21 protein-coding genes are annotated in these 20,437 nt (G+C 43.9%); 11 read left to right on the plus strand and 10 right to left on the minus strand.

Annotated features, from left to right (window positions below; translation table 11 throughout):
• Window positions 1-1,185 precede the first annotated feature (1,185 nt).
• The 3 genes from metX to B5J94_RS04090 all read left to right on the plus strand — a co-directional run bounded on the left by metX (window position 1,186) and on the right by B5J94_RS04090 (window position 3,783).
• Window positions 1,186-2,412, plus strand: coding sequence for a homoserine O-succinyltransferase MetX (gene metX, locus B5J94_RS04080; RefSeq protein WP_062500530.1), 1,227 nt, complete (start codon window positions 1,186-1,188; stop codon window positions 2,410-2,412).
• Window positions 2,413-2,424: 12 nt separating this feature from the next.
• Window positions 2,425-3,039 (plus strand): methionine biosynthesis protein MetW, encoded by a 615-nt coding sequence (gene metW / locus B5J94_RS04085; protein WP_062500524.1) that lies wholly within the window; start codon window positions 2,425-2,427, stop codon window positions 3,037-3,039.
• Between the two features lie 165 nt (window positions 3,040-3,204).
• Window positions 3,205-3,783, plus strand: coding sequence for a tetratricopeptide repeat protein (locus tag B5J94_RS04090; protein ID WP_062500528.1), 579 nt, complete (start codon window positions 3,205-3,207; stop codon window positions 3,781-3,783).
• A 140-nt stretch (window positions 3,784-3,923) separates the two neighbouring features.
• On the opposite strand, the gene B5J94_RS04095 is transcribed toward B5J94_RS04090, so the two are convergent.
• Window positions 3,924-4,574, minus strand: a complete 651-nt coding sequence (locus tag B5J94_RS04095; RefSeq protein ID WP_062500522.1) for a DOMON domain-containing protein — start codon at window positions 4,572-4,574, stop codon at window positions 3,924-3,926.
• 22 nt (window positions 4,575-4,596) lie between these two features.
• Window positions 4,597-4,947 carry a YhbY family RNA-binding protein gene (locus B5J94_RS04100; protein ID WP_062500520.1) on the minus strand — a complete coding sequence of 117 codons (351 nt, stop codon included), beginning with the start codon at window positions 4,945-4,947 and terminating at the stop codon, window positions 4,597-4,599.
• Window positions 4,948-5,064: 117 nt separating this feature from the next.
• On the opposite strand from B5J94_RS04100, the gene B5J94_RS04105 reads away from it, so the two are divergent.
• The 5 genes from B5J94_RS04105 (at window position 5,065) to B5J94_RS04125 (ending at window position 10,429) form a co-directional block, all read left to right on the plus strand.
• Window positions 5,065-5,697: an RlmE family RNA methyltransferase gene (locus B5J94_RS04105; RefSeq protein ID WP_062500518.1), complete on the plus strand. Its 633-nt coding sequence runs from the start codon at window positions 5,065-5,067 to the stop codon at window positions 5,695-5,697.
• A gap of 156 nt (window positions 5,698-5,853) precedes the next feature.
• Window positions 5,854-7,740: an ATP-dependent zinc metalloprotease FtsH gene (gene ftsH, locus B5J94_RS04110; RefSeq protein WP_062500526.1), complete on the plus strand. Its 1,887-nt coding sequence runs from the start codon at window positions 5,854-5,856 to the stop codon at window positions 7,738-7,740.
• 330 nt (window positions 7,741-8,070) lie between these two features.
• Window positions 8,071-8,793 carry an integrase core domain-containing protein gene (locus tag B5J94_RS04115; protein ID WP_211271051.1) on the plus strand — a complete coding sequence of 241 codons (723 nt, stop codon included), beginning with the start codon at window positions 8,071-8,073 and terminating at the stop codon, window positions 8,791-8,793.
• Window positions 8,794-8,911: 118 nt separating this feature from the next.
• Window positions 8,912-9,454 (plus strand): hypothetical protein, encoded by a 543-nt coding sequence (locus B5J94_RS04120; RefSeq protein WP_062501230.1) that lies wholly within the window; start codon window positions 8,912-8,914, stop codon window positions 9,452-9,454.
• Window positions 9,455-9,655: 201 nt separating this feature from the next.
• A complete protein-coding gene (locus tag B5J94_RS04125) occupies window positions 9,656-10,429 on the plus strand; it encodes a lysophospholipid acyltransferase family protein (RefSeq protein ID WP_062501228.1) in 774 nt (257 codons plus the stop codon).
• Between the two features lies 1 nt (window position 10,430).
• Here the strand turns inward: B5J94_RS04125 and B5J94_RS04130 are convergent, their stop codons facing one another.
• From B5J94_RS04130 to B5J94_RS04155, 7 genes are all read right to left on the minus strand, one after another.
• Complete coding sequence (locus B5J94_RS04130) at window positions 10,431-11,387, minus strand: WG repeat-containing protein (protein ID WP_062501226.1); 957 nt, start codon at window positions 11,385-11,387, stop codon at window positions 10,431-10,433.
• A gap of 66 nt (window positions 11,388-11,453) precedes the next feature.
• A complete protein-coding gene (locus tag B5J94_RS14050) occupies window positions 11,454-11,657 on the minus strand; it encodes a hypothetical protein (RefSeq protein WP_211271052.1) in 204 nt (67 codons plus the stop codon).
• 229 nt (window positions 11,658-11,886) lie between these two features.
• Window positions 11,887-12,138 (minus strand): hypothetical protein, encoded by a 252-nt coding sequence (locus tag B5J94_RS04135; RefSeq protein ID WP_062501775.1) that lies wholly within the window; start codon window positions 12,136-12,138, stop codon window positions 11,887-11,889.
• A gap of 29 nt (window positions 12,139-12,167) precedes the next feature.
• Complete coding sequence (locus B5J94_RS04140) at window positions 12,168-12,368, minus strand: hypothetical protein (protein WP_062501777.1); 201 nt, start codon at window positions 12,366-12,368, stop codon at window positions 12,168-12,170.
• Between the two features lie 156 nt (window positions 12,369-12,524).
• Window positions 12,525-12,800, minus strand: a complete 276-nt coding sequence (locus B5J94_RS04145) for a hypothetical protein (protein WP_065255346.1) — start codon at window positions 12,798-12,800, stop codon at window positions 12,525-12,527.
• Window positions 12,797-13,282 carry an FKBP-type peptidyl-prolyl cis-trans isomerase gene (locus tag B5J94_RS04150; RefSeq protein WP_062501633.1) on the minus strand — a complete coding sequence of 162 codons (486 nt, stop codon included), beginning with the start codon at window positions 13,280-13,282 and terminating at the stop codon, window positions 12,797-12,799. The genes B5J94_RS04145 and B5J94_RS04150 overlap by 4 nt, the downstream gene beginning before the upstream one ends.
• 79 nt (window positions 13,283-13,361) lie before the next feature.
• Complete coding sequence (locus B5J94_RS04155; protein ID WP_062501635.1) at window positions 13,362-14,189, minus strand: HpcH/HpaI aldolase/citrate lyase family protein; 828 nt, start codon at window positions 14,187-14,189, stop codon at window positions 13,362-13,364.
• A gap of 362 nt (window positions 14,190-14,551) precedes the next feature.
• On the opposite strand from B5J94_RS04155, the gene B5J94_RS04165 reads away from it, so the two are divergent.
• Together B5J94_RS04165 and B5J94_RS14950 are read left to right on the plus strand one after the other, a co-directional pair.
• Window positions 14,552-15,421, plus strand: a complete 870-nt coding sequence (locus B5J94_RS04165) for an AI-2E family transporter (RefSeq protein ID WP_211271053.1) — start codon at window positions 14,552-14,554, stop codon at window positions 15,419-15,421.
• Window positions 15,422-15,461: 40 nt separating this feature from the next.
• A complete protein-coding gene (locus B5J94_RS14950) occupies window positions 15,462-15,740 on the plus strand; it encodes an AI-2E family transporter (protein ID WP_265734261.1) in 279 nt (92 codons plus the stop codon).
• A gap of 264 nt (window positions 15,741-16,004) precedes the next feature.
• On the opposite strand, the gene B5J94_RS04170 is transcribed toward B5J94_RS14950, so the two are convergent.
• Entirely contained in the window at window positions 16,005-16,571 is a 567-nt protein-coding gene (locus B5J94_RS04170; protein WP_062501090.1) for a c-type cytochrome, read from the minus strand.
• Window positions 16,572-17,093: 522 nt separating this feature from the next.
• On the opposite strand from B5J94_RS04170, the gene ileS reads away from it, so the two are divergent.
• Entirely contained in the window at window positions 17,094-20,414 is a 3,321-nt protein-coding gene (ileS, locus tag B5J94_RS04175; protein WP_062501088.1) for an isoleucine--tRNA ligase, N-acetyltransferase domain-containing, read from the plus strand.
• Window positions 20,415-20,437: the final 23 nt, after the last annotated feature.

A 20,437-nucleotide genomic window follows, 5' to 3' on the forward strand; every position in this document is an offset into this window, starting at 1 on the left:
AACCTAGTTTGGCAGGAAGTTTAATAGGACGTGTTGAACATTGATAGCATTTTTATAAAATAAGATGAGAATTTGACAATTTCAATCAATTTTTGCATGAAAAATGGCTAAATCTTGTTTTTCATTGCAAATACAAAAGTTCAACACGCCCTAGTAAACTACACTCTACAAATGAAAAAGTGCTACGGTTTCTGTTCGTGGTGAGCCTGTCGAACCATGACGGAAACCGGCCCTTCGACAAGCTCAGGGCGAACGGTTTCTGTAGTAAAATTCAATTTTGTTAGCTGTATCTTGAATGAGCCAAACAGATTTCATGTAGTTTTTAGTTTATTACAGCAATATTACAATAGCATTAATCCGTAAGATTATCAAATATTTTTTTGACTTCCTTGTTAATTTTCCATTCACTGAGTGGTTGATGAAATCCATCTTATAACACTTGTTGTATTTTTATCATGCGGCATGATTGGCTTTTCATTGATTTTTAATCTATAAAATAACTTTCAGTCCAACCCAAATCACAACATTATTTCAATAAACAGACGCATTATACACCTCCAATAAAACCAAGCCTGCAAACACCGACACAGCCACGCCATAACGCAAATAACTATTTTTTATACCAAATATCTGATAAAAGCCATAATACCCCAACATATATCACACTTACTCACAGATAAACATTCCAAGAAAATAGCATGCTAAATAGCATGATTATCATATTTATCTTAAAAAACACCATGATAAAGATGGTGTTGGTAAGAGCGTCTATCATGGTTTTACCCAAACTTAAATAATATATCCACAGCATAACAAAGCAGAGTATTTGACAAATGCCATAACAGATTATCGTTTGCTTAAATTGTGAACTATTTACAGCTAATAAAATTGAATTTTACTACGGAAACCGTTCGCCCTAAACTTGTCGAAGGGTCGGTTTCCGTTATGGTTCGACAGGCTCACCACGAACGGGAACCGTAGTACTTTTTCATTTTGTAGAGTGTATTTTCATGCACTTCTTATCCAAATTAGCCATGCTTATTTTACCCGTCTGCCCCGTCTATCGCACCGATTTATCATGCCAGTTTCATACAACAGTTTAGCACAGATGTTTTTTCTTTCATGCCTTGCCAATCCCCCCATTTGCCCTTAAAATATAGCTTTAAAAATAAAAAGAGCAATAACGTGGACAACACACCTCTCCATTTAGACCCCACATCAGTCGGTATTGTAACGCCCCAAATCTTGCATTTTGATGAGCCATTGACCCTAGAATGCGAGCGGGTGTTGCCGTCATTTGACCTAGTCATCGAGACCTATGGCGAGCTAAATGCCGACAAAACCAACGCCATTTTAATCTGCCACGCCCTATCAGGCTCGCACCACGCCGCAGGGTATCATAGTGAGCATGATACTAAGGCAGGTTGGTGGGACAACCTGATTGGCAATGGCAAGGCGATAGACACGAGCCGATTTTTTGTGGTGTGTCTAAACAACATCGGCTCCTGCCACGGCTCCACGGGCCCGACAACTGTTAATCCTGCCACAGGCGAGATTTGGGGGGCGGATTTTCCGCTTATTACGATAAAAGACTGGGTAAAAACCCAAGTCATGCTATCAGACCGCTTGGGCATTGCCAAATGGCACGCCATTGTCGGTGGGAGCATGGGCGGTATGCAGGCATTGCAATGGTCGGTGGATTATCCCGACCGCTTAGAACGTGCCGTCATCATCGCCAGCACGCCCAAGCTGTCCGCCCAAAACATCGCCTTTAACGAAGTGGCTCGCCAGTCTATCCTATCCGACCCCAACTTTTATGACGGCTGGTATCTCAAAAAAAATGCCTACCCCCGCCACGGACTGATTTTGGCACGCATGGTCGGACACATCACTTACATTACCGAAGATGCCATGAAAGTCAAATTTGGACGGGACTTGAAATCGGGCAAGTTCATGTACGGCTATGATGTGGAATTTCAAGTAGAAAGCTACCTGCGTTATCAAGGCGAGCGATTTAGCAAAAACTTTGACGCCAATACTTATCTGCTCATGACAAAAGCCTTGGATTATTTTGACCCGACACGGGACTATACGAAAGATGGGCTGGACGAAAAAGAAGCCTTGAAACAAACACTTGCCCGCACCCAGTGCCAATTTCTCATCGTGTCTTTTACCACCGATTGGCGGTTCACCCCTGAGCGGTCGGTTGAGATTGTGGATGCGTTGATGGCAAACAACAAGCCTGTAAGCTTTGTCAATGTGGACGCACCACATGGGCATGATTCGTTTTTGTTTGACATTCCCCGCTACACGACTGCCGTTCGGGGCTTTTTGACCGCCCCAACCCCAAAAAGAACCACCAAACAAAACACCATCACGCCCCACGAGATTTCAAAATTGGCAAGACACTAAGATAGGCAACGTATGAACATTGACCACAAATTGACCGAAAAATGGATAAAACCCAACTCAAAAGTCCTAGATTTGGGCTGTGGGGACGGCACACTATTGGCACACTTACAAGAGAATTTGGGTGTATTTGGCTATGGGCTTGAGATTGACCCCGACAAAATCAACGAAGGCATCGCCAAAGGGCTAAACATCATCGAGCAAGACCTAAATGACGGTCTGTCTCGCTTTGCTGACAACAGTTTTGATACAGTCGTGATGGCTCGTGCCTTGCAAGCGGTCAAAAATCCCGAAACCCTACTAAACGATATGCTCCGTGTCGCCAAATTTGGTATTGTAACTTTTCCAAACTTCGCCTATTGGCAAAACCGCATCTACCTTGGCATTAAGGGCGTCATGCCAATGAGCGAGACCCTGCCCCACCAATGGTACAACACGCCCAACATTCATCTTTGCACCTTTAAGGATTTTGAACGGCTGTGCCACGACAACAACATTCGCATTTTGGATACGGTCGCCCTATGGGACAACCCCAATCCAAAAATCCCTGCCCTTATCCGCAATAAAGCCGTCAAAACCGCCCCCAATCTCTTGGCAGATGTGGCGGTGTATCGGGTCGTGCGGGGTTAGACCCATCAAATTAACAACACCGAACCGACTGATAAATGATGTTACAAAATTTGACATGTTTAGCCAATGAAAAAATTGAGTTTATCACTCATTAATGGTATGATAAAGGATTGATTTGGCATTTTAATGTCCATACACAAACTCTCAACCACAGGTCGTCATTTTATGAAACGTTTAAAACTTAGCATTTTATCCACCCTACTTTTGGCAGGTGTTGCCAACGCTGAACTCATCTCAAACGTGCCACTGAATGTGTCTCGTTTTGAGATTATGGACATCTCATCACTTGCCAGTCAAGCCAACAGTGGCAACCATCACGCCCAATTTTTCCTAGCCAAACGCCTACAAAAAGGTGAAGGCGTTGCCAAAGACCCTGCCAAAGCCGTGCATTGGTACACCCAAGCTGCCCAAAAAGACATCGCCCCTGCTCAGCTAAACCTAGGACTCATGTATCTGCGTGGCGAAGGCGTCAAAGCCAGCATGAGTGAAGGTCGTAAATGGCTAGAACGTGCCGCTCATCTGGGCGACAACCGTGCCAGCTATGCGTTGGCGATGATTGATGAAAAACAGCAACGCTATGTGGATGCCTACAAATGGTATGATCTATCTAGCCGTGACGGCATGCTTGACAACGGCATTCGTGACAAAGCCCAAGCCAAAATCGGTCAGCTTGCCCTAAACCTATCATCAAGCGACATCGAAAAAGCCAAAACCAGTGCTAATGATTGGTTTACCATCAAATAATCATTTATTTGCTCGCTCACCAAAAAGCCCATGACATCATTCATGGGCTTTTTAAATGTGGCTTTGGTTTGAACAAAAAGTTCGGTTGTGGACCACCACCGTCCTAAGTTTCAATCAAAATACACTCACATTTTATACATTTACCATTTTTGCCAAAATACCTTATCATGAAAATCAGGCATAGGGGCAGAACTGACAGCAAAGTAATGCAAATCGCCTTTGATGTTTAGTATCGCACATGGGTTGATGAGTGTCTGCTCGGGCAACAACTCCGCCACGGCTGACACATCAAGACTGACGTGGCGTTCATACACCAACACGTTATCGTTATCATCGGCACGCCACAACAGAGCTACCTTATCGGCCTGTACGAGCGTGGCAGGCGTACGATAATCGCTAAAATGATACAGGGCATAACGTCCATCGGGGGCGATGTTTATCTCAATATAACCCCCATCTGCCAGACCGATAAAGCATTCTAGGCAGGTCTCCTGCCACAGCCCATCGGCACGCTTGATGTTATCATCATGATAATTGGCAAAATGCAGTCCATCCACCTTTTCAACCATAAAACTCATGTTAATCACATGCTTACCCCCATGCGTGTCTTCACTGATGTAAGCATGAACCTTGGGGGCAGGCTTGTTTTTTTGGTTGGCTTGCATGTCTTGCAAGACAAACAACTGCTCTCTTTGCATGACCGAATTATCATCATAATAAAACTCGGTAAAGTGCGACAGCGACAGCAGGCTAAACAGTTTATCAATGGGGTTTGCGGTAAAAAAATTCATGACATTCCCTTATCGTAACAGCCTAAAAGCCAAAACGTGTTAAATTAGACAATTTATCGTTAGGTTCGTCATTTTTACGAAATAACAAAACCATACGCCCTATGTGATGCACCACTTGACTCTCGGTAGCGTCAGCTAGGGCGGATGCACATTCTTTGCGTTCATCACTACTACCTGCGGGGATTTTGACTTTGATGAGTTCGTGGTCGCTTAGGGCACGGGCGGTCTCTTCGATGAGCGTGGGTGTCAAGCCATTGCCACCCACCATGATGATGGGATTTAGGCGATGACCGATGCCCCGTAGCTCTTTTAGGGTGTCATTAGATAGGTTTTTAAAATTGGGAGATAGGTTTTTAAAATTGGGTTTTGCCATAAAATGTCTCAAAACAGGTTTTTAAATAAATTAATGTTCATTATAACAAAAATATACCAAATTTTCTCATAAAAATGTTAAACTAAGCAGTTATTTTAATTCATCACTACCCGACCAATGGCAACTCGCATTACCAACAAAAAATTCTCCAAATCATCAAAAGCGTGGATGAAAGAGCATATTGACGACTATTACGTCCAACAAGCCCAAAAAGACGGCTATCGTGCCAGAGCAGCCTATAAGTTATTGGAAATTAACGAAAAAACGGGTCTTATCAAAAAAGGCATGACCGTGGTGGATTTAGGTTCTGCCCCTGGTAGTTGGTCGCAGGTGGCAGGCAAGCTCGTGGGCGATGACGGGATTTTGATTGCGTCTGATATTTTGCCCATGGATACTTTGGAGAATGTTACCTTTATCCAAGGCGATTTTAGAGAAGAAGAAGTCTTTAACAAAATCATGGATGAAGTGGGCGGACGGCGTGTGGATGTGGTGTTATCGGACATGGCTCCCAACACATCTGGGATGTCGGCAGTGGACATGCCACGCATGATGTACCTGTGTGAGTTGGCGGTGGATTTTGCCCTAAAAGTGTTGCCCGAAGGCGGTGCGTTAATCATGAAAGTGTTCCAAGGCGAAGGCTCTCCCGAACTGCGTGCCGACATGCAAAAAAAGTTTAGCAAAATCAAAAGCATAAAACCCAAGGCAAGCCGTCCCCGCTCCAAAGAGATGTTTTGGGTGGCGATAAAATAATCATCTAAATTTAGGGCTTGATTTATTGATAATAAGCCTTATTAAAAGCAATGTCTCTTTGTGTAAACAATTGCACGACTTGCCCCATTTTCAATTTTTAAATCTTCAATCAAAGTTGTATCAAACGCCAAAAACAGGAAACCCTTTGTGAACGACATGGCAAAAAACATTCTATTATGGCTCGTGATTATCACCGTGGTAGTCATGGTATTTAGTAATCTCGACCGTGGTTCGGGCAAGGCTGATGACATGAAATACTCAGCCTTTGTCACGGCAGTTGCCGAAGGTCAAATCCAAAAGATTGAGATTGACGGCGAAGAGATTACCGGCACAAAGGTCAATGGCTCAGAGTTCAAGACCGTTCGCCCTGCCCTAGATGACAGCGAGCTAATGCCCCTACTTCGTGAACACAACATAGAAGTAGAAGGGTCGATGCCACAGCGTCAAGGCGTGGGCACTCAGCTACTCATCGCGGCATTTCCCATTTTGCTCATCATCGGTCTGTTTTGGCTATTCATGCGTGGCATGAGTGGCGGTGCTGGCGGCGGTGGCATGGGCGGTCGTAACCCCATGAGCTTTGGCAAATCCAAAGCCAAAATGCTCTCCGAAGACGACATCAAAGTCACCTTTGCCGATGTGGCAGGGTGCGAAGAGTCCAAGCAAGAAGTTGTTGAGATTGTGGATTTTTTAAGAGACCCAGAAAAATTCACCAAACTTGGGGCGACCATTCCCCGTGGCGTGCTGATGGTGGGCCCGCCTGGTACAGGTAAGACGCTCCTTGCCAAAGCCATTGCTGGCGAAGCCAAAGTGCCGTTTTTTAGTATCTCGGGTTCGGATTTTGTGGAGATGTTTGTTGGGGTGGGTGCAAGCCGTGTCCGTGATATGTTTGACCAAGCCAAAAAGAACGCTCCATGTATCATCTTTATTGATGAGATTGATGCGGTGGGTCGTCATCGTGGCTCGGGCATGGGTGGTGGTCATGATGAACGTGAACAAACCCTTAACCAACTTTTGGTAGAAATGGACGGTTTTGAAGGTAATGACGGTGTGATTGTCATTGCAGCGACCAACCGTGTGGACGTGCTGGATAAAGCCCTGCTTCGCCCTGGTCGTTTTGACCGTCAAGTGTCGGTTGGCTTGCCAGACATCAAAGGTCGTGAGCAGATTCTAAATGTACACCTGAAAAAACTGCCCCAAACCATTGGCGTGGATGTCAATGCCCTAGCTCGTGGTACGCCTGGGTTTAGCGGGGCTCAGCTTGCCAACCTTGTCAATGAAGCTGCCCTATTTGCCACCCGTCGCAACAAGATGAGCGTGGACATGAATGACTTTGAAGATGCCAAAGACAAGCTCTACATGGGGCCTGAACGCAAATCCATGGTCTTGCGTGAAGAAGAACGCCGTGCCACCGCCTATCATGAAGCAGGTCATGCCCTAGTCGCCCAACTACTTCCCTTTACTGACCCTGTACACAAAGTAACCATCATGCCCCGTGGCTGGGCATTGGGGGTAACGTGGCAGTTGCCCGAGCAAGATGCGGTGAGCAGTTACAGCGACAAAATGCTCAACGACATCTCTATCTTGTTTGGTGGGCGGATTGCCGAAGAGATTTTTATCAATCGCAAATCCACAGGAGCGTCCAACGACTTTGAACGTGCGACCAAACTTGCCCGTGCCATGGTAACCAAATACGGCATGAGCGACAAACTTGGCGTGATGGTCTATGAAGACGAAGAGCAAGGCGGATATTTTGGTGGGGCAAATCGCACCATCAGTGAAGCCACCCAACAAAAAGTGGACGAAGAAGTTCGCCGTATCCTAGAAGAGCAGTACGATGTGGCGTATAAGCTCATTGATGACAATCATGACAAAATGCACGCCATGGTGGAAGCACTCATGAAGTGGGAAACCATTGACCGTGAGCAGTTCTTGCAAATCATGAATGGCGAGACTCCACGAGAGCCAAAAGAATATCAGCATGAAGTGCCAACGGTAAATATCGTTAAAAATGACGAATTGCCACCGCCTTTACCGAGTGCGTGATAGTGGCATGAGAAGCACCGCCTTGATTTTGGGCGGTGTTTTTATAAAATATGAACATATTTTTCATTAAATCTCTTTCCAAACTAAAAATAAACCCTTGTAAGTATTGGGGTTGAAGTTTTTAAAAATCTACAAAAATCAGGGTTTGGAAAGAAGTCTATTATAAAAATGATTATAATAGCAAGTTAGGTGTAAGATATACTACCGTTATTTACAGAACCCAAGGTAAAATACTGTAAATGAACATACATAAAAACTTGAAGACTGCTTCCCCATCACAGACAAGCTATTTGGACAGCTTATCATAAGCACAAGCAATCTGTTACTTCGTTGGCACTTGAGTATAAAGTATCAAGACCTACCATATACAAGGTCTTAAAACTTGCTCGTGTTAAACTCCTTAAACCACAGTCTAGCACCAACAATCGCTTTAAACAAGCAAGATTTGGCATTAAACGCTTAGCTAAGGTTGAAAAGTCAATACAGGACAAACTCAAAAGACAAGCCAAACGTTATAACAAGTCCTATCCTGGTGAACTGCTTAAAGGACAAAGCACAAACAGTCCCAGAGAATATCTCTTTGTTGCCATAGATGACTATTCTCGTGAGTTATATGCGTGTATCATGCCGGATAAAACAGCATTTAGTGCAGCTAAGTTTCTTACCGAACAAGTCATAGAGCCTTGTCCTTACGTGATTGATGTGATTTACTCTGACAACGGCACAGAATTTAAAGGCACCAAAGACCATGAATTTGTTAAAGTCTGTTATGATAACAACATCAATCAAAAATTCACCAAAGTAGGCAGACCACAAACCAATGGTAAAGCAGAACGGGTTATTCGCACACTCATGCAAATGTGGCATGAAAAATGTGAATTTACAAACAGTGACCATAGAAAGCAAGAGTTAACAAGATTTCTTAATTTCTATAATACAGTGAAACCCCATTCATCTTTAACCAAAAAAGATGAAACAACTGGCAAGACTCACACCTTTACTCCTTATGAGTGGTTAGAGTTTTATTTTAAACAAAGTGTAAATAACGGTTGAGATTTTTACAAGTTAGGTATTAAAAAATCTTAGCATGTATAGTGCCATGGTAAAGTCTTGACTAACGTGAACTATAAAATTACTTATCATTAAAGATAAATTTAAAAAAGAAAATTGCATGAAATCAGAAAATCAATTAGTAACCAATGCAGATAAATCAGCATTGTTAAAATCAATCATAGGCAATATGCTTAATATCAAAAAAGATGTCTATCTATGTTTTAATTTTGATTTAGATAATCTTAGTCATCAAAAGATACAATATGATGATGACGATGTGCAGGTATTTCACGCCAATACCATTTTGGATGATTTTGATAAGGTTGCACAAATTACCCAAAACACAGACGAGTTTATTATTTCCTTATTTGATGATTTTTCATCTTATATAAAAATGTATACTGATTTTGAATTAGCTCCCAATCGTTTTTGCTATACTTTTGTTTTTGAGCCATGCCGTTATGATTTATTACATCAAGAAGGGTATATGATAGATAGTTATCATTATATCAATAATGCGTACACCGTTAGCATAAACACTACCGTGCAATCAGAAAATGATGATATTTTAGATGGATTGGCACAAATGCTCGGCATGGAGCCAAAAAAGGATTTTAAAACCGATGAACAGATAAGAGAATATACCAATTTTTTAAAATAGCCATCGCTAATAACAGCAGAATTGATGGCAGATGGGTCATGTCAAGACAAATAGCTTGCTTATAAAGCTCAAAATACTGTGGTGTTAGGAAAACTGTTTGAAATTCATTAGAGTTTTTTGTGCATTAATGTTTACCAAAAACACTTGCAATTTTGCCCAAAGTCTTATAGGATATGCCTTTTAATTGACAATGATAATCTTATGGCAAATTTTCTAAATAAACAACTAAAACGCACCAAAATCATCGCAGGCATGAGTAACACCTTGGTTGGTGGCTTTACTACCGCCAGACGCATTGGGGCATTTAAAGCACCGCCCAGAGATGTTTTGCCAAAATACATCCAAACCTTTTGCCGAAAAATGGTCAATTCCTTTGGCGTGGAAGTCGTGCAAGTTGAGCCTGTGCCACAGACACACGGACTTTGGGTGTCCAATCACATCTCTTGGCTGGATATTCCTGTGGTGGGGTCGGTTGCTCCTGTGTTCTTTTTGTCAAAGGCGGAGATTGGTGAGTGGTTTATTTTTGGCAAACTTGCCAAAGCAGGTGGGACGCTGTTTATCAAACGTGGCTCGGGGGACGCTGACGGTGTGGCACGCCAAATTGCCGACTTTTTGCGTGGCGGTTCATCGGTGGTATTTTTCCCCGAAGCAACCACTACAGACGGTACAAAAATCAAAAAAATCCACGGAAAACTTTTGCAGGCGAGCATGGATACAGGCTTGCCCATCTGCCCTGTGGTGATTGCTTATGTCAATGCAGACGGTACGCTGTCGGACGACTGTGCGTATTATGACAAACGCACGATGGCAGAGAGCCTAAGACGAGTGGCGGACAGCGATGGGGTCAAGGCGTATGTGTTGCCCCTTGCACCGATTTCACCCGAAAACAAGACCCGCACCGAGCTTACCGAGATATTGCAAAAAGCCATGGAAGACGGGCTGGCAGAGCTACATAGACGAGTATTAAAGGCTTGATTTAGCGAATCAAACTAACGACCCACGCCCAAATCCTATCCCATGACCCACGCTTTGCTGTGGGTTCTTGATTGGGTGTTTGGTTGGGCGTGGCAAGTAGCCGACAGGATCTATCAGGAAATTTTGGGTCATTGACAGCTTGCCCTGCACGGTCTTGCAAAAATAGTGTACACTGCCTACCGTCTATGCGTAGTTGCCATTCATGCCCATAGACATCGTTCCACATGGGGTAGTGGTGTGATGAGGGTTTGATAATGAGTGTACCGTTCCTATCTACAAAGCCGACTTGGTATGGATTGTCTAAATCTTGATAAACCCTTGATATGCCTTGTTTATCAAAAGGCTCCATATCGTCATAGCCTTGTGTGAGTATGTTTTTATTACGGTCTATCATCATGGTTTGGTTATCTATGCTCACCATAAACCGCTCATCGCCTGCTTTATCGTCCAGCAGTTTCACCCAGCCATACTGCCCTGCCAAGATGATATTGCCTTGCGTGTCCATAAAGCCACTTTGCCCGTTATCATCATCTTCAAAGCGTATCAAGACATCATTTTCAAAGTCCCATTCACCACGCCGATAACCCAAAATGACTCCACCGTCCACCCCATGCACCGCCAAATATATGCCATCATCACGATTATCGGTGATAATGACTTTATCCACGCCATTAAAACCCCAAGGCTGTTTGCCAAAAACAAAGGGTGCTACCACACGCTGATGAGCGTCCACCAAGCCCCACTTACCTTGTTTTGATAAGGTTACATAACCATTTAGGCACGCTCCGTCATCATATTCAAGCGGTAACAATACTTTACCTGTGCTGTCCGCCATGCCATATTTGCCGTGTTTTTTGACAACGCCGAATATGTTGCTGTTTTCTGCGGACGTTGAACAAACCACGTTTTCATCATAACGAAAATCGCCCCAATCGGCAGACTCTATGATAACGCCCACGCTTGCGGTAGTGTGAGCAGGGTGAATAAGGCGATGAGTGGCTTTTTCATGAGTTGTCCTAGGTTGTCATTTGGGCTGTATGTCTATCAAAATATGGGGATAGGTACGGGTCAAAATGGGTGATTTGGTGTACTTGACACAAATCACATCGCCTGCCTTGTACGGGCGAAAAATATCGTCCCTATGCCAGTTGTCAAGGCGGTCAAAACGATACGATTTTTGGCTCATTGGGTCATCAAGATACAGGCTTAGTACACTTTGCCTACCCAAAGAGCGATGTTCGATTTTGTTAAGTTGCCCACAAACTTGATGAATACTGCCGTGGCTTGTCTAGGGCGTGCCCACCTTTTATAACACAATTTAACATTTAGAAATTTTATAGAAATAAAATAGTGTTTTTGCATGAAAAATGGCTAAATCTTGTGGCTCGAAGTCAAAAGCTTGTTTGATAGAATGACTATCAAACTTCACTTTTTCCTTGAAAAACATGCGATTTTTCTCATTTTTCATGGCAAATACAAAAGGCAGGCACGCCCCTAATAACCACAAATAAATAATAAAGCACAACAGCAACCAACAACGCCCCGATACTTATCTTTATAACTAGGTGTTTACCTTGTGCGGTCGCCACACCCAAAAACACCATCGCCAAGATGATGAAAAATGCGTCGCCAACAAGTATCGAGATGATAACAGCTAAGACGATAAGGGCGATAGCAAATGGCTGATGTTCTGGGTTGAAAAATGACATGACAAATATCCCTTTTGCTGTGGTTGATGTTATTTATTATCGTTCATAATTCGCACTTCTTTTAATATGTGGGGCGAAAAAAGGGTAAATGCTGGCATGGGAATATAATCCACGCAAATCGACTCATTTTTATCATAACGATTTTTAAAAAAGTCGGTGTGTTCGTGATAGCGATGAATGTGCATAAAGTCATAAACTTTTTGCTCATCGGTGGCATACATCGACAACATCAAATCCTACCTTTTAAACACTTTCTTTTTATAATAAACTTCCTGCAAAACTAGTTTTCCGTTCGCCCTGAGCTTGTCGAAGGGTAGCGGAAAACCGTTATGGGCAGGCATAGCTCGCCACGAACGGTTTTCTTCAATTGGAGTTTTGCAGGAAGTCTAATACTCTTTGAATGTGCCACAAACCGTTTTGGCAGGTGTGCGAGAATAAGCATACAAACCATAACCAAAATAATAAACAACAAACAGCCCAATCACGCCCCAAATACCAAATTTGACGGTGTCGGATTTGTCATGGGCAAAAAACAAACTTGCCATCATCGCACCAATGCCAAGCGTCATCGTCCTGTCGTCCACAAGCAACAAACAGATGATGACCTGCATGACAATAATGCCATAACCGAGCTTTTTTGAGATTGGGGCGTTGTCGCTCATTTTAGTTCAATCGCCATTTGTCCTTTTGGCGTAACCTTAAAAATCTGCACCTTAAACAGCACGTCTTGCCCTGCCAAAGGGTGATTAAAATCCACTTTGACTTCATCATCATCGACATGACAAATCACGCCTGCCAAGGTATTTTGCCCTTTGTCGGCAAATTCCATCATCATGCCGACCACAGGATTTGGCTCGGACAGGCTAAACTTGGTACGGGGAAAGGTTTGGACGTTTTCGCCATTCCACTCGCCAAAGGCTTGTTCGGGCGGTAGGTGGGCGGTGCGGGTGTCGCCTGCTTTTAGGTTGATGAGTACCTGCTCAAAGCCTGCCAGTAGGCTCTCATCGCCTATCGTCAAGGTTACAGGCTCGTCTCGCCCAAAGGTGCTATCGATGACCGTGCCGTTCGGTAGACTGACTTCAAAATGTAGCGAAACGGTGCTACCGTCTGTAATGCGAATCTCTTCGCTGGGTAAAATGTTCATGGTATCATTCCAAAATAAAATAGGGCTAGTTTACCACAAGCCCCATGTATAGTAAAATCGCCAATGCTCTATATGCCAATCAGTCATCGCCCAGTAGTTTCTTCGCCCAAGCAATCACTGGCAAATCCACCATCTGCCCATCAATGGCAAACACCGCCTGCCCTGTGGCGTGATGATAAGATAGCACTTTTTTGGCAAAGGCGACATCGCCATCACACTCCTTGTGTGTCCCCACCACACCCAACTGCTTGGGGTGTATGACAAGACAGCCACCAAAACCAAAATCACGAGCATGCATAAGCCATCTGGCAAAGCCGTCATCATCGCCAAAATCAGGATAAATCGTCTCAATCGGAGCGGTCAGCCCATGTGCCTGCGAGTGTAGCACCAGCTCGCACCGCACCTTATCAAGCATTATCATCTCTGCTGATGTGTGCCTGCCAATCCCTAGCGATGTCAATAAATCCAAACAGCCATAGCTCAACGCCATAAGCCCTGCCACACCTGCCATAGAAGCAACATTTATCACGCCTTGCCCGCTCTCAATCATGGCAACGATAGGGCGAGCGGTTAGTTCATGAGCCAGACTGACCTGCTCGGCATTTTCGGCTTTGGGGAGTACCACCGTGCTGATGCTGTCGTGGGACTTTACCCATTCACAATCCAAACGAAACTCGCCATGAGACGCCCCATGTATCCGCACCCACAGCTCTGGCGTGGTCTCTGTCTGCATGAAATTGCCTAATAAATCATCAAACTCATTACGCACATCATTAGGCGAGCGGTCGGCGGCGGCATCTTCTAGGTCGATGATGACGGCGTGGACGTGAGCGGTTATGGCAGGGTCGGTTAGGGCTTTGATGATACGCTTGGGGTGCGTGGCAGGGACAAATAGATAGGCGAGCATGATAAAATCCTTTTGAAAATTGAATGTGCTAACATTTATTATAGTAGCGATTATTTATTTTTGCAAATTAACAAAAAACACTAGGGCGTGCCTGCCTTTTGTATTTGCAATGAAAAATGAGAAAAATCGCACGTTTTTCAAGGAAAAAACGCAGGTTGATAGTTATTCTATCAAGCAAGTTTTTGACTTCGAGCCACAAGATTTAGCCATTTTTCATGCAAAAACAGTTTATTTATTTCTAAAATATTTCTAAATTGTAGATAGTGTTATAAAGGGTAGGCACGCCCTACTCATCATCACTTGACAAACAATCAAGCATGGTACAAAATTCATGTTTTTTTAAACAAAATAACCGCATTGACATGATAGCAAAAAAATCTCCCCTAAATATCTTAATCGGTGCGGCGGCATTGGTCATCGTGCTGACAGGTATTAAATTGGCGTCTAGTTTGATTGTGCCATTTTTGATTGCGTTATTTGTGGTCATTCTCTGCTCGCCACTCATTAATTTTTTGACACGCCATAAAGTACCGCATTATATGGCAATCGGCATTTTGTTTTTAATCATTACGCTGGCATTGGTATTTTTGGCAAATTTAATTAATTCATCCATCATCGAATTTACCCGCTCCATTCCCCAATATGAACGTTTGGCATTATTGCGTATCCAAGAATTAACAGCATTGGCACAAAAATGGGATTTACCCCTTGAATTAAATACCACCATGATTATGGAGTATTTTAATACCAACTCCCTATTATCCTTTATGGGGAGCTTAATGGGTGGTATGTCAAGCATTGCAACCAATGTTTTTATATTAGCACTCATGATTTTATTTATGCTCTTTGAAGCCCCTGATTTTAAGCATAAATTATCTTATGTCATGGGAAAAAGTGAAAAATATCATCACATTGACCAAATAAGAATCCGCCTAATCTTAAATAGCGTGATTCAATATTTGGGCTTAAAAGCCTTAATTAGTTTATTTACAGGATTTTTTGTGTGGCTATTATTGGTCATGCTAGATGTGCAATATGCCATTCTTTGGGCGACCCTTAGCTTTTTATTAAATTTTGTGCCAAACATCGGCTCGGTCATGGCGGCAGTGCCTGTGGTGTTGCAAGCATTATTATTAAATAGACTTCTTTCCAAACCCCGATTTTTGTGGATTTTTAAAAACTTCAACCCCAATACTTATAAAGGTTTATTTTTAGTTTGGAAAGAGATTTAATGGCTTTTCGGTGGGGGCGAGCGTGGGTGTGGGCTTTTTGGTGATTAATATTATTATTGGTAATTTGGTTGAGCCTAAAATCATGGGACAAAATTTGGGCTTATCCACGCTTATGGTGTTTTTGTCATTATTATTTTGGGGTTGGCTATTGGGCGTGGTCGGTATGTTATTATCTGTGCCACTGACCATGGTATTTAAAATTATCCTAGAAGCCAATCCCAATACGGCACATTATGCAGTATTAATGAGGAATGATAATAAAGAATCCCTAGCCAAAAGAATGATTAGGGAAAACGATGTGGATTCATTAGGAGCTTAATAAACTTCCTGCAAAACTAGTTTTCCGTTCGCCCTGAGCCTGTCGAAAGGTAGCGGAAAACCGTTATGGTTCGACAAGCTCACCACGAACGGTTTTCTTTAATTTGGGGTTTTGCAGGAAGTCTAATGAATTAATAACAAATAAAAAACCCAGTAACAAAAATTGGGTTTTTTATTTGCCCATATGATTTATCAATATTGCAATCAGCGATATTTTATTAAATCTATCGGATAAATCATAATTTATCCGATGATAAATATCAATTTACTGAACTTGACTCACCATATAATCCACCGCCGCATACACTTCGGCTTCGGTAACGTCCCCTGCAACCTGTGCTGGCATTTTACCAAAGCCTTTGGCAGAGTGTTTGTGCAGAGTGTCTATGCCTTTGTCCAAGCGTTTTGCCCAGTCGGCTTTGGCGGTGAGTTTGGGGGCGTCTAGGAGTCCTTGCTCGTGGCAGATTTTGCAAGTTTTCTCATAGCGCACCTTACCTTCGGCGATAGATAGAGCCTGTACTGGGGCAGGGGCGGTGTCCGCTTGCTCGGCATTGTCCACTTGGGCGGTCTCGGTCGTGCCTTTGCCGGTCTCATCGGACGTGGCAGAGTCGGCGGTTGCCACTTCATCGGCTTTGGTGTCATCTGCGACAGGCTCGGTGGTCTCTGGTGTGACTTCATCGGCTTTGGGGGCGGTATTGGCAGGCTCGGTAGGGGCAGTTTGGGTGCTAGGTTCGGCTTTTGGGGCGGGCTCGCTAGGCTTGTCGCCACCACAGGCGGTCAAAAATACGGCACTCGCCAATAATAATGATAGGGTTTTGCTGGGATTTTTCATAAAATAACCTTGCAAGTTGGCTGATAATTATAAGTTTTTAAATGCAAATGGTGTTATAAATGCTCAACACGCCCTTACTAATATACCGAATTTTTGTAAGGAATTAAAGCAAAAAATTGTAAAGATGAATTTTTAATGAATTTTATAAATGGAAATGAGACTTATTTTTATAATGGTCAATGGTTAAAATTTATCATCAAATTTTATCGTATCATTCTTTTTATAAAATTACCAAAAATAATACACGCCTTCTAATAACATAAAAATTCCAATAAAAGCTATGGCAGGATTATCATAATCCTTTTTAATCAAGATAAAATAACCCAAAATTACCGCACAAAATAACATGGTGAATTTTGACGTGATTTTTCTGCTTAATTTTTTCATGATTATCAAGTTGCCAAAAATATTATCTTAAATCTACCAAACCACCCCCAAAAAGTCAATTTTTATCCGTCAAGCCTTTATAAACGCATGATTTTGGGCTATAATTAGCCGTTTTTCACAATTTTGAGCTAAGCCATGACAGACCAAGCCACCGACTACAAAAATACCCTAAACCTTGCCGATACGCCTTTTCCCATGCGTGGGGATTTGGCAAAACGTGAACCTGCTTGGCTTGCCGAGTGGGAACAAAATGACGTGTACGGACAAATCCGCAAAGCACGACAAGGACGTGAAAAATACGTCCTGCATGACGGCCCCCCTTATGCCAACGGTCAAATCCATTTAGGACACGTTGTCAATAAGGTGCTAAAAGACATCATCGTCAAATACAAAACCCTTGACGGCTATGATGCCCCGTATGTCCCCGGTTGGGACTGCCACGGCTTGCCGATTGAACAAAAGGTAGAAGAGCAGTTTGGCAAGGTCGGACACGCACCCAAAGCCGACAAAAATGGCGAGCCGATCACCGCCACCCAGTTTAGAAAGGCGTGCCGAGACTACGCCAAAAGTCAAATTGAGCTACAAAAGGCGGATTTTAAACGCCTAGGCGTGCTTGGCGATTGGGATAATCCGTATCTTACCATGAATTTTAAGACCGAAGCGGACATCGTGCGAGCGTTGGGGCGGATTTATGACAACGGTCATATCGTGCGTGGCTTAAAGCCTGTAAACTGGTGCTTGGACTGTGGCTCTGCCCTTGCCGAAGCCGAAGTAGAATATGACAACAAAAAATCCGATGCCATTTATGTGGGATTTGACATTGTCAATCGTGAAAATCTGCCTGCCCTTGCCAATGTAAACGGTACGCTCCGAGCGGTGATTTGGACAACGACCCCTTGGACACTCCCTGCCAACCAAGCGATTACCGCCCATGCTGATTTTGATTATGCAGTTATCAAAGGCAAAAAAACATCTGAATTTGTACTAACAAGCCAAATTGACAGCGAGAATTTCACATTAAGAACCCTAACCAAAGCCGACAAAGATGCCTTGCAAGCGTGTGCGTCCGACCCTGCCATTTGGGAGCTGATGCCGACCAAACGCCATTTGCCAGAAGTGTTTGAGCCGTTTTTTGAACAAGCAGTGAAAGATAAAGCCTATGCCATTATTGATAAGCGAACTGGCAATATCATTGGCACAACCCGTTTTTATGATGACAATGCCAAAGATGGCATCATCGGCATTGGCTTTACCTTTATTACGCCCAAATACTGGGGCAAAGGGGTAAATGATGAGATTAAAAACACCTTATTAAACCACGCCTTTAAATACAGAAATACCGTTCATTTTCAAATACATCAAGGTAATGAACGCTCCAAAAAAGCGGTAGAAAAATTGGGAGCAACTTACCAAAAAGACGTGGAAAATGATTTTGGCAAAATGTGGTATTATACCGCCACCAATCCCAACCCTATCAACCGCACCGCCCATTTTATCGTAGCTCATGACTTGGTAGAAGATTTTGCCAAAAATATCAATTTAGAAAATGTAGCAATTATCGCAACGGTTAAAGGCTCAGAATTAACCGCCCTAGAAGCCCAACACCCCCTTATCAGCGACCGCCAAGTGCCATTCATCACAGGCGAGCACGTTACTGCCGATAGCGGTACAGGGCTTGTACATACCGCCCCTGCTCACGGTGTGGACGACTACAATGTGGGGCGTGCCAACAACCTGCCCACCGAAAACCCTGTGGGTGGTAATGGCGTGTATTTGGACGAAGCAAAAGTCTTTGTGGGCGAGCATATCTACAAGGCACAGCCCAAAATCATCGAAGCCCTGCAAGCAAGCGGACACCTACTTGACCACAAAAAAATCACGCACAGCTATCCGCATTGCTGGCGACACAAAACGCCGATTATTTTCCGTGCCACGCCCCAATGGTTCATCTCTATGGAGGCCAAAGGACTGCGTGAACAAGCCCTAAAAGACATTCCAGACGTGGTGTGGACACCGTCATGGGGACAAAACCGCATTGAATCAATGATGAACGGTCGCCCTGATTGGTGTATTTCACGCCAACGCACTTGGGGCGTGCCGATTGCTTTCTTTATGCACAAAGACACAGGCGATTTGCACCCACGCACGTCCGAGCTGATTGAACAAGTTGCCAAAGTCATTGAACAAGGCGGAATTGAAGCGTGGTTTGATGCTCCGATTAGTGATTTTCTTGACGAGACCGACAGTCAAAACTACGTCAAATCCACCGACACCCTAGACGTGTGGTTTGACTCAGGCTCTACCAATTTTAGCGTACTTGCCAACCGTGATGAACTCACCAACCCTGCCGATTTGTACCTAGAAGGCTCTGACCAGCACCGTGGTTGGTTCCAGTCATCGCTACTTGTGAGCGAAAGCGTGTACGGTCGCCCCCCTTATAAACAAGTCCTAACGCATGGATTTACCGTGGACGCTAAGGGTTATAAACTCTCCAAATCCAAAGGCAATACCAAAGGCTTTGAGCCTGCCGAACTTGCCCAAAAATACGGCATTGACATTGTCCGCTTGTGGGTTGGCTCGTCCGATTATCGCTATGAAATGGCGGTGAGTAAAGAAGGCTTTGACCGTGTGAGCGATATGTATCGCCGTATCCGCAACACGGTGCGTTTTTTGCTTGCCAATACCGATGATTTTGACCCGAGCAAAGACTTGGTGCCAGCAGACAGCCTTATCAGCCTTGACAAATACATCATTCACAAGGCAAACCAAGTCCAAAGCGAGATTCGCACCGCTTATACCAACATGGACTTTCACCAAGTTTGTCAATTGGTTACCAACTTTTGTGGGCAGGATTTGGGCGGATTTTACCTTGACATCATCAAAGACCGCCAGTACACCACCAAGGCGGACGGACACCCCAGACGCTCGGCACAGACCGCCATTTACCACATCGCTCACGCCCTTTTGCGTTGGATTACACCGATTTTGTCATTTACCGCCCAAGAAGCGTGGCAAGTGCTAAAAGGCACGGACGGCTACATTTTTGCCCAAGAGTGGTATGAGTTGCCAAGCGTGGTGCTTGATGACATCACGGACACAGATTGGCAAGCGATTTTGGCAGTCAAAGAAGTGGCAAATAAAGCAATGGACAACGCCCGTACCGACAAGACAATCAACAGCAGTCTGTCGGCAAGCCTTGACATTGTCGCTGATGACAAGGCTTATGATTCGCTTGCCAAATTGGGTGATGAAGCACGTTTTGTCTTTATCACTAGCGACATCAGCCTTACCAAAGGCGATGAGCTTAGTGTCAAAGTCGCCCCTGCGACAGGCGAGAAATGCGTGCGTTGCTGGCACGTCCTGCCAAGCGTGGGAACGGTTGCCGAGCATGGCGACATCTGCCCAAGATGCGTAGAAAATGCGTTTGGGGCGGGGGAAGTGCGGAAGTTTGCTTAATTATTTTTGGGTCGTAGATACCA

It is taken from the genome of Moraxella lacunata (assembly GCF_002027545.1).
Lineage (GTDB): Bacteria > Pseudomonadota > Gammaproteobacteria > Pseudomonadales > Moraxellaceae > Moraxella > Moraxella lacunata.

Bases quoted from the DNA above. Each gene is read 5' to 3' on its own strand.
- B5J94_RS04125 (WP_062501228.1), top strand. From the start codon at position 9,656: ATGGCAAATTTTCTAAATAAACAACTAAAACGCACCAAAATCATCGCA.
- B5J94_RS04165 (WP_211271053.1), top strand. From the start codon at position 14,552: ATGATAGCAAAAAAATCTCCCCTAAATATCTTAATCGGTGCGGCGGCA.
- metW (WP_062500524.1), top strand. From the start codon at position 2,425: ATGAACATTGACCACAAATTGACCGAAAAATGGATAAAACCCAACTCA.
- B5J94_RS04150 (WP_062501633.1), bottom strand. From the start codon at position 13,282: ATGAACATTTTACCCAGCGAAGAGATTCGCATTACAGACGGTAGCACC.
- B5J94_RS04095 (WP_062500522.1), bottom strand. From the start codon at position 4,574: ATGAATTTTTTTACCGCAAACCCCATTGATAAACTGTTTAGCCTGCTG.
- B5J94_RS04090 (WP_062500528.1), top strand. From the start codon at position 3,205: ATGAAACGTTTAAAACTTAGCATTTTATCCACCCTACTTTTGGCAGGT.
- B5J94_RS04135 (WP_062501775.1), bottom strand. From the start codon at position 12,138: ATGTCATTTTTCAACCCAGAACATCAGCCATTTGCTATCGCCCTTATC.
- B5J94_RS04155 (WP_062501635.1), bottom strand. From the start codon at position 14,189: ATGCTCGCCTATCTATTTGTCCCTGCCACGCACCCCAAGCGTATCATC.
- B5J94_RS04105 (WP_062500518.1), top strand. From the start codon at position 5,065: ATGGCAACTCGCATTACCAACAAAAAATTCTCCAAATCATCAAAAGCG.
- ileS (WP_062501088.1), top strand. From the start codon at position 17,094: ATGACAGACCAAGCCACCGACTACAAAAATACCCTAAACCTTGCCGAT.
- ftsH (WP_062500526.1), top strand. From the start codon at position 5,854: ATGGCAAAAAACATTCTATTATGGCTCGTGATTATCACCGTGGTAGTC.
- B5J94_RS04100 (WP_062500520.1), bottom strand. From the start codon at position 4,947: ATGGCAAAACCCAATTTTAAAAACCTATCTCCCAATTTTAAAAACCTA.
- B5J94_RS04145 (WP_065255346.1), bottom strand. From the start codon at position 12,800: ATGAGCGACAACGCCCCAATCTCAAAAAAGCTCGGTTATGGCATTATT.
- B5J94_RS04170 (WP_062501090.1), bottom strand. From the start codon at position 16,571: ATGAAAAATCCCAGCAAAACCCTATCATTATTATTGGCGAGTGCCGTA.
- B5J94_RS04120 (WP_062501230.1), top strand. From the start codon at position 8,912: ATGAAATCAGAAAATCAATTAGTAACCAATGCAGATAAATCAGCATTG.
- B5J94_RS04140 (WP_062501777.1), bottom strand. From the start codon at position 12,368: ATGTTGTCGATGTATGCCACCGATGAGCAAAAAGTTTATGACTTTATG.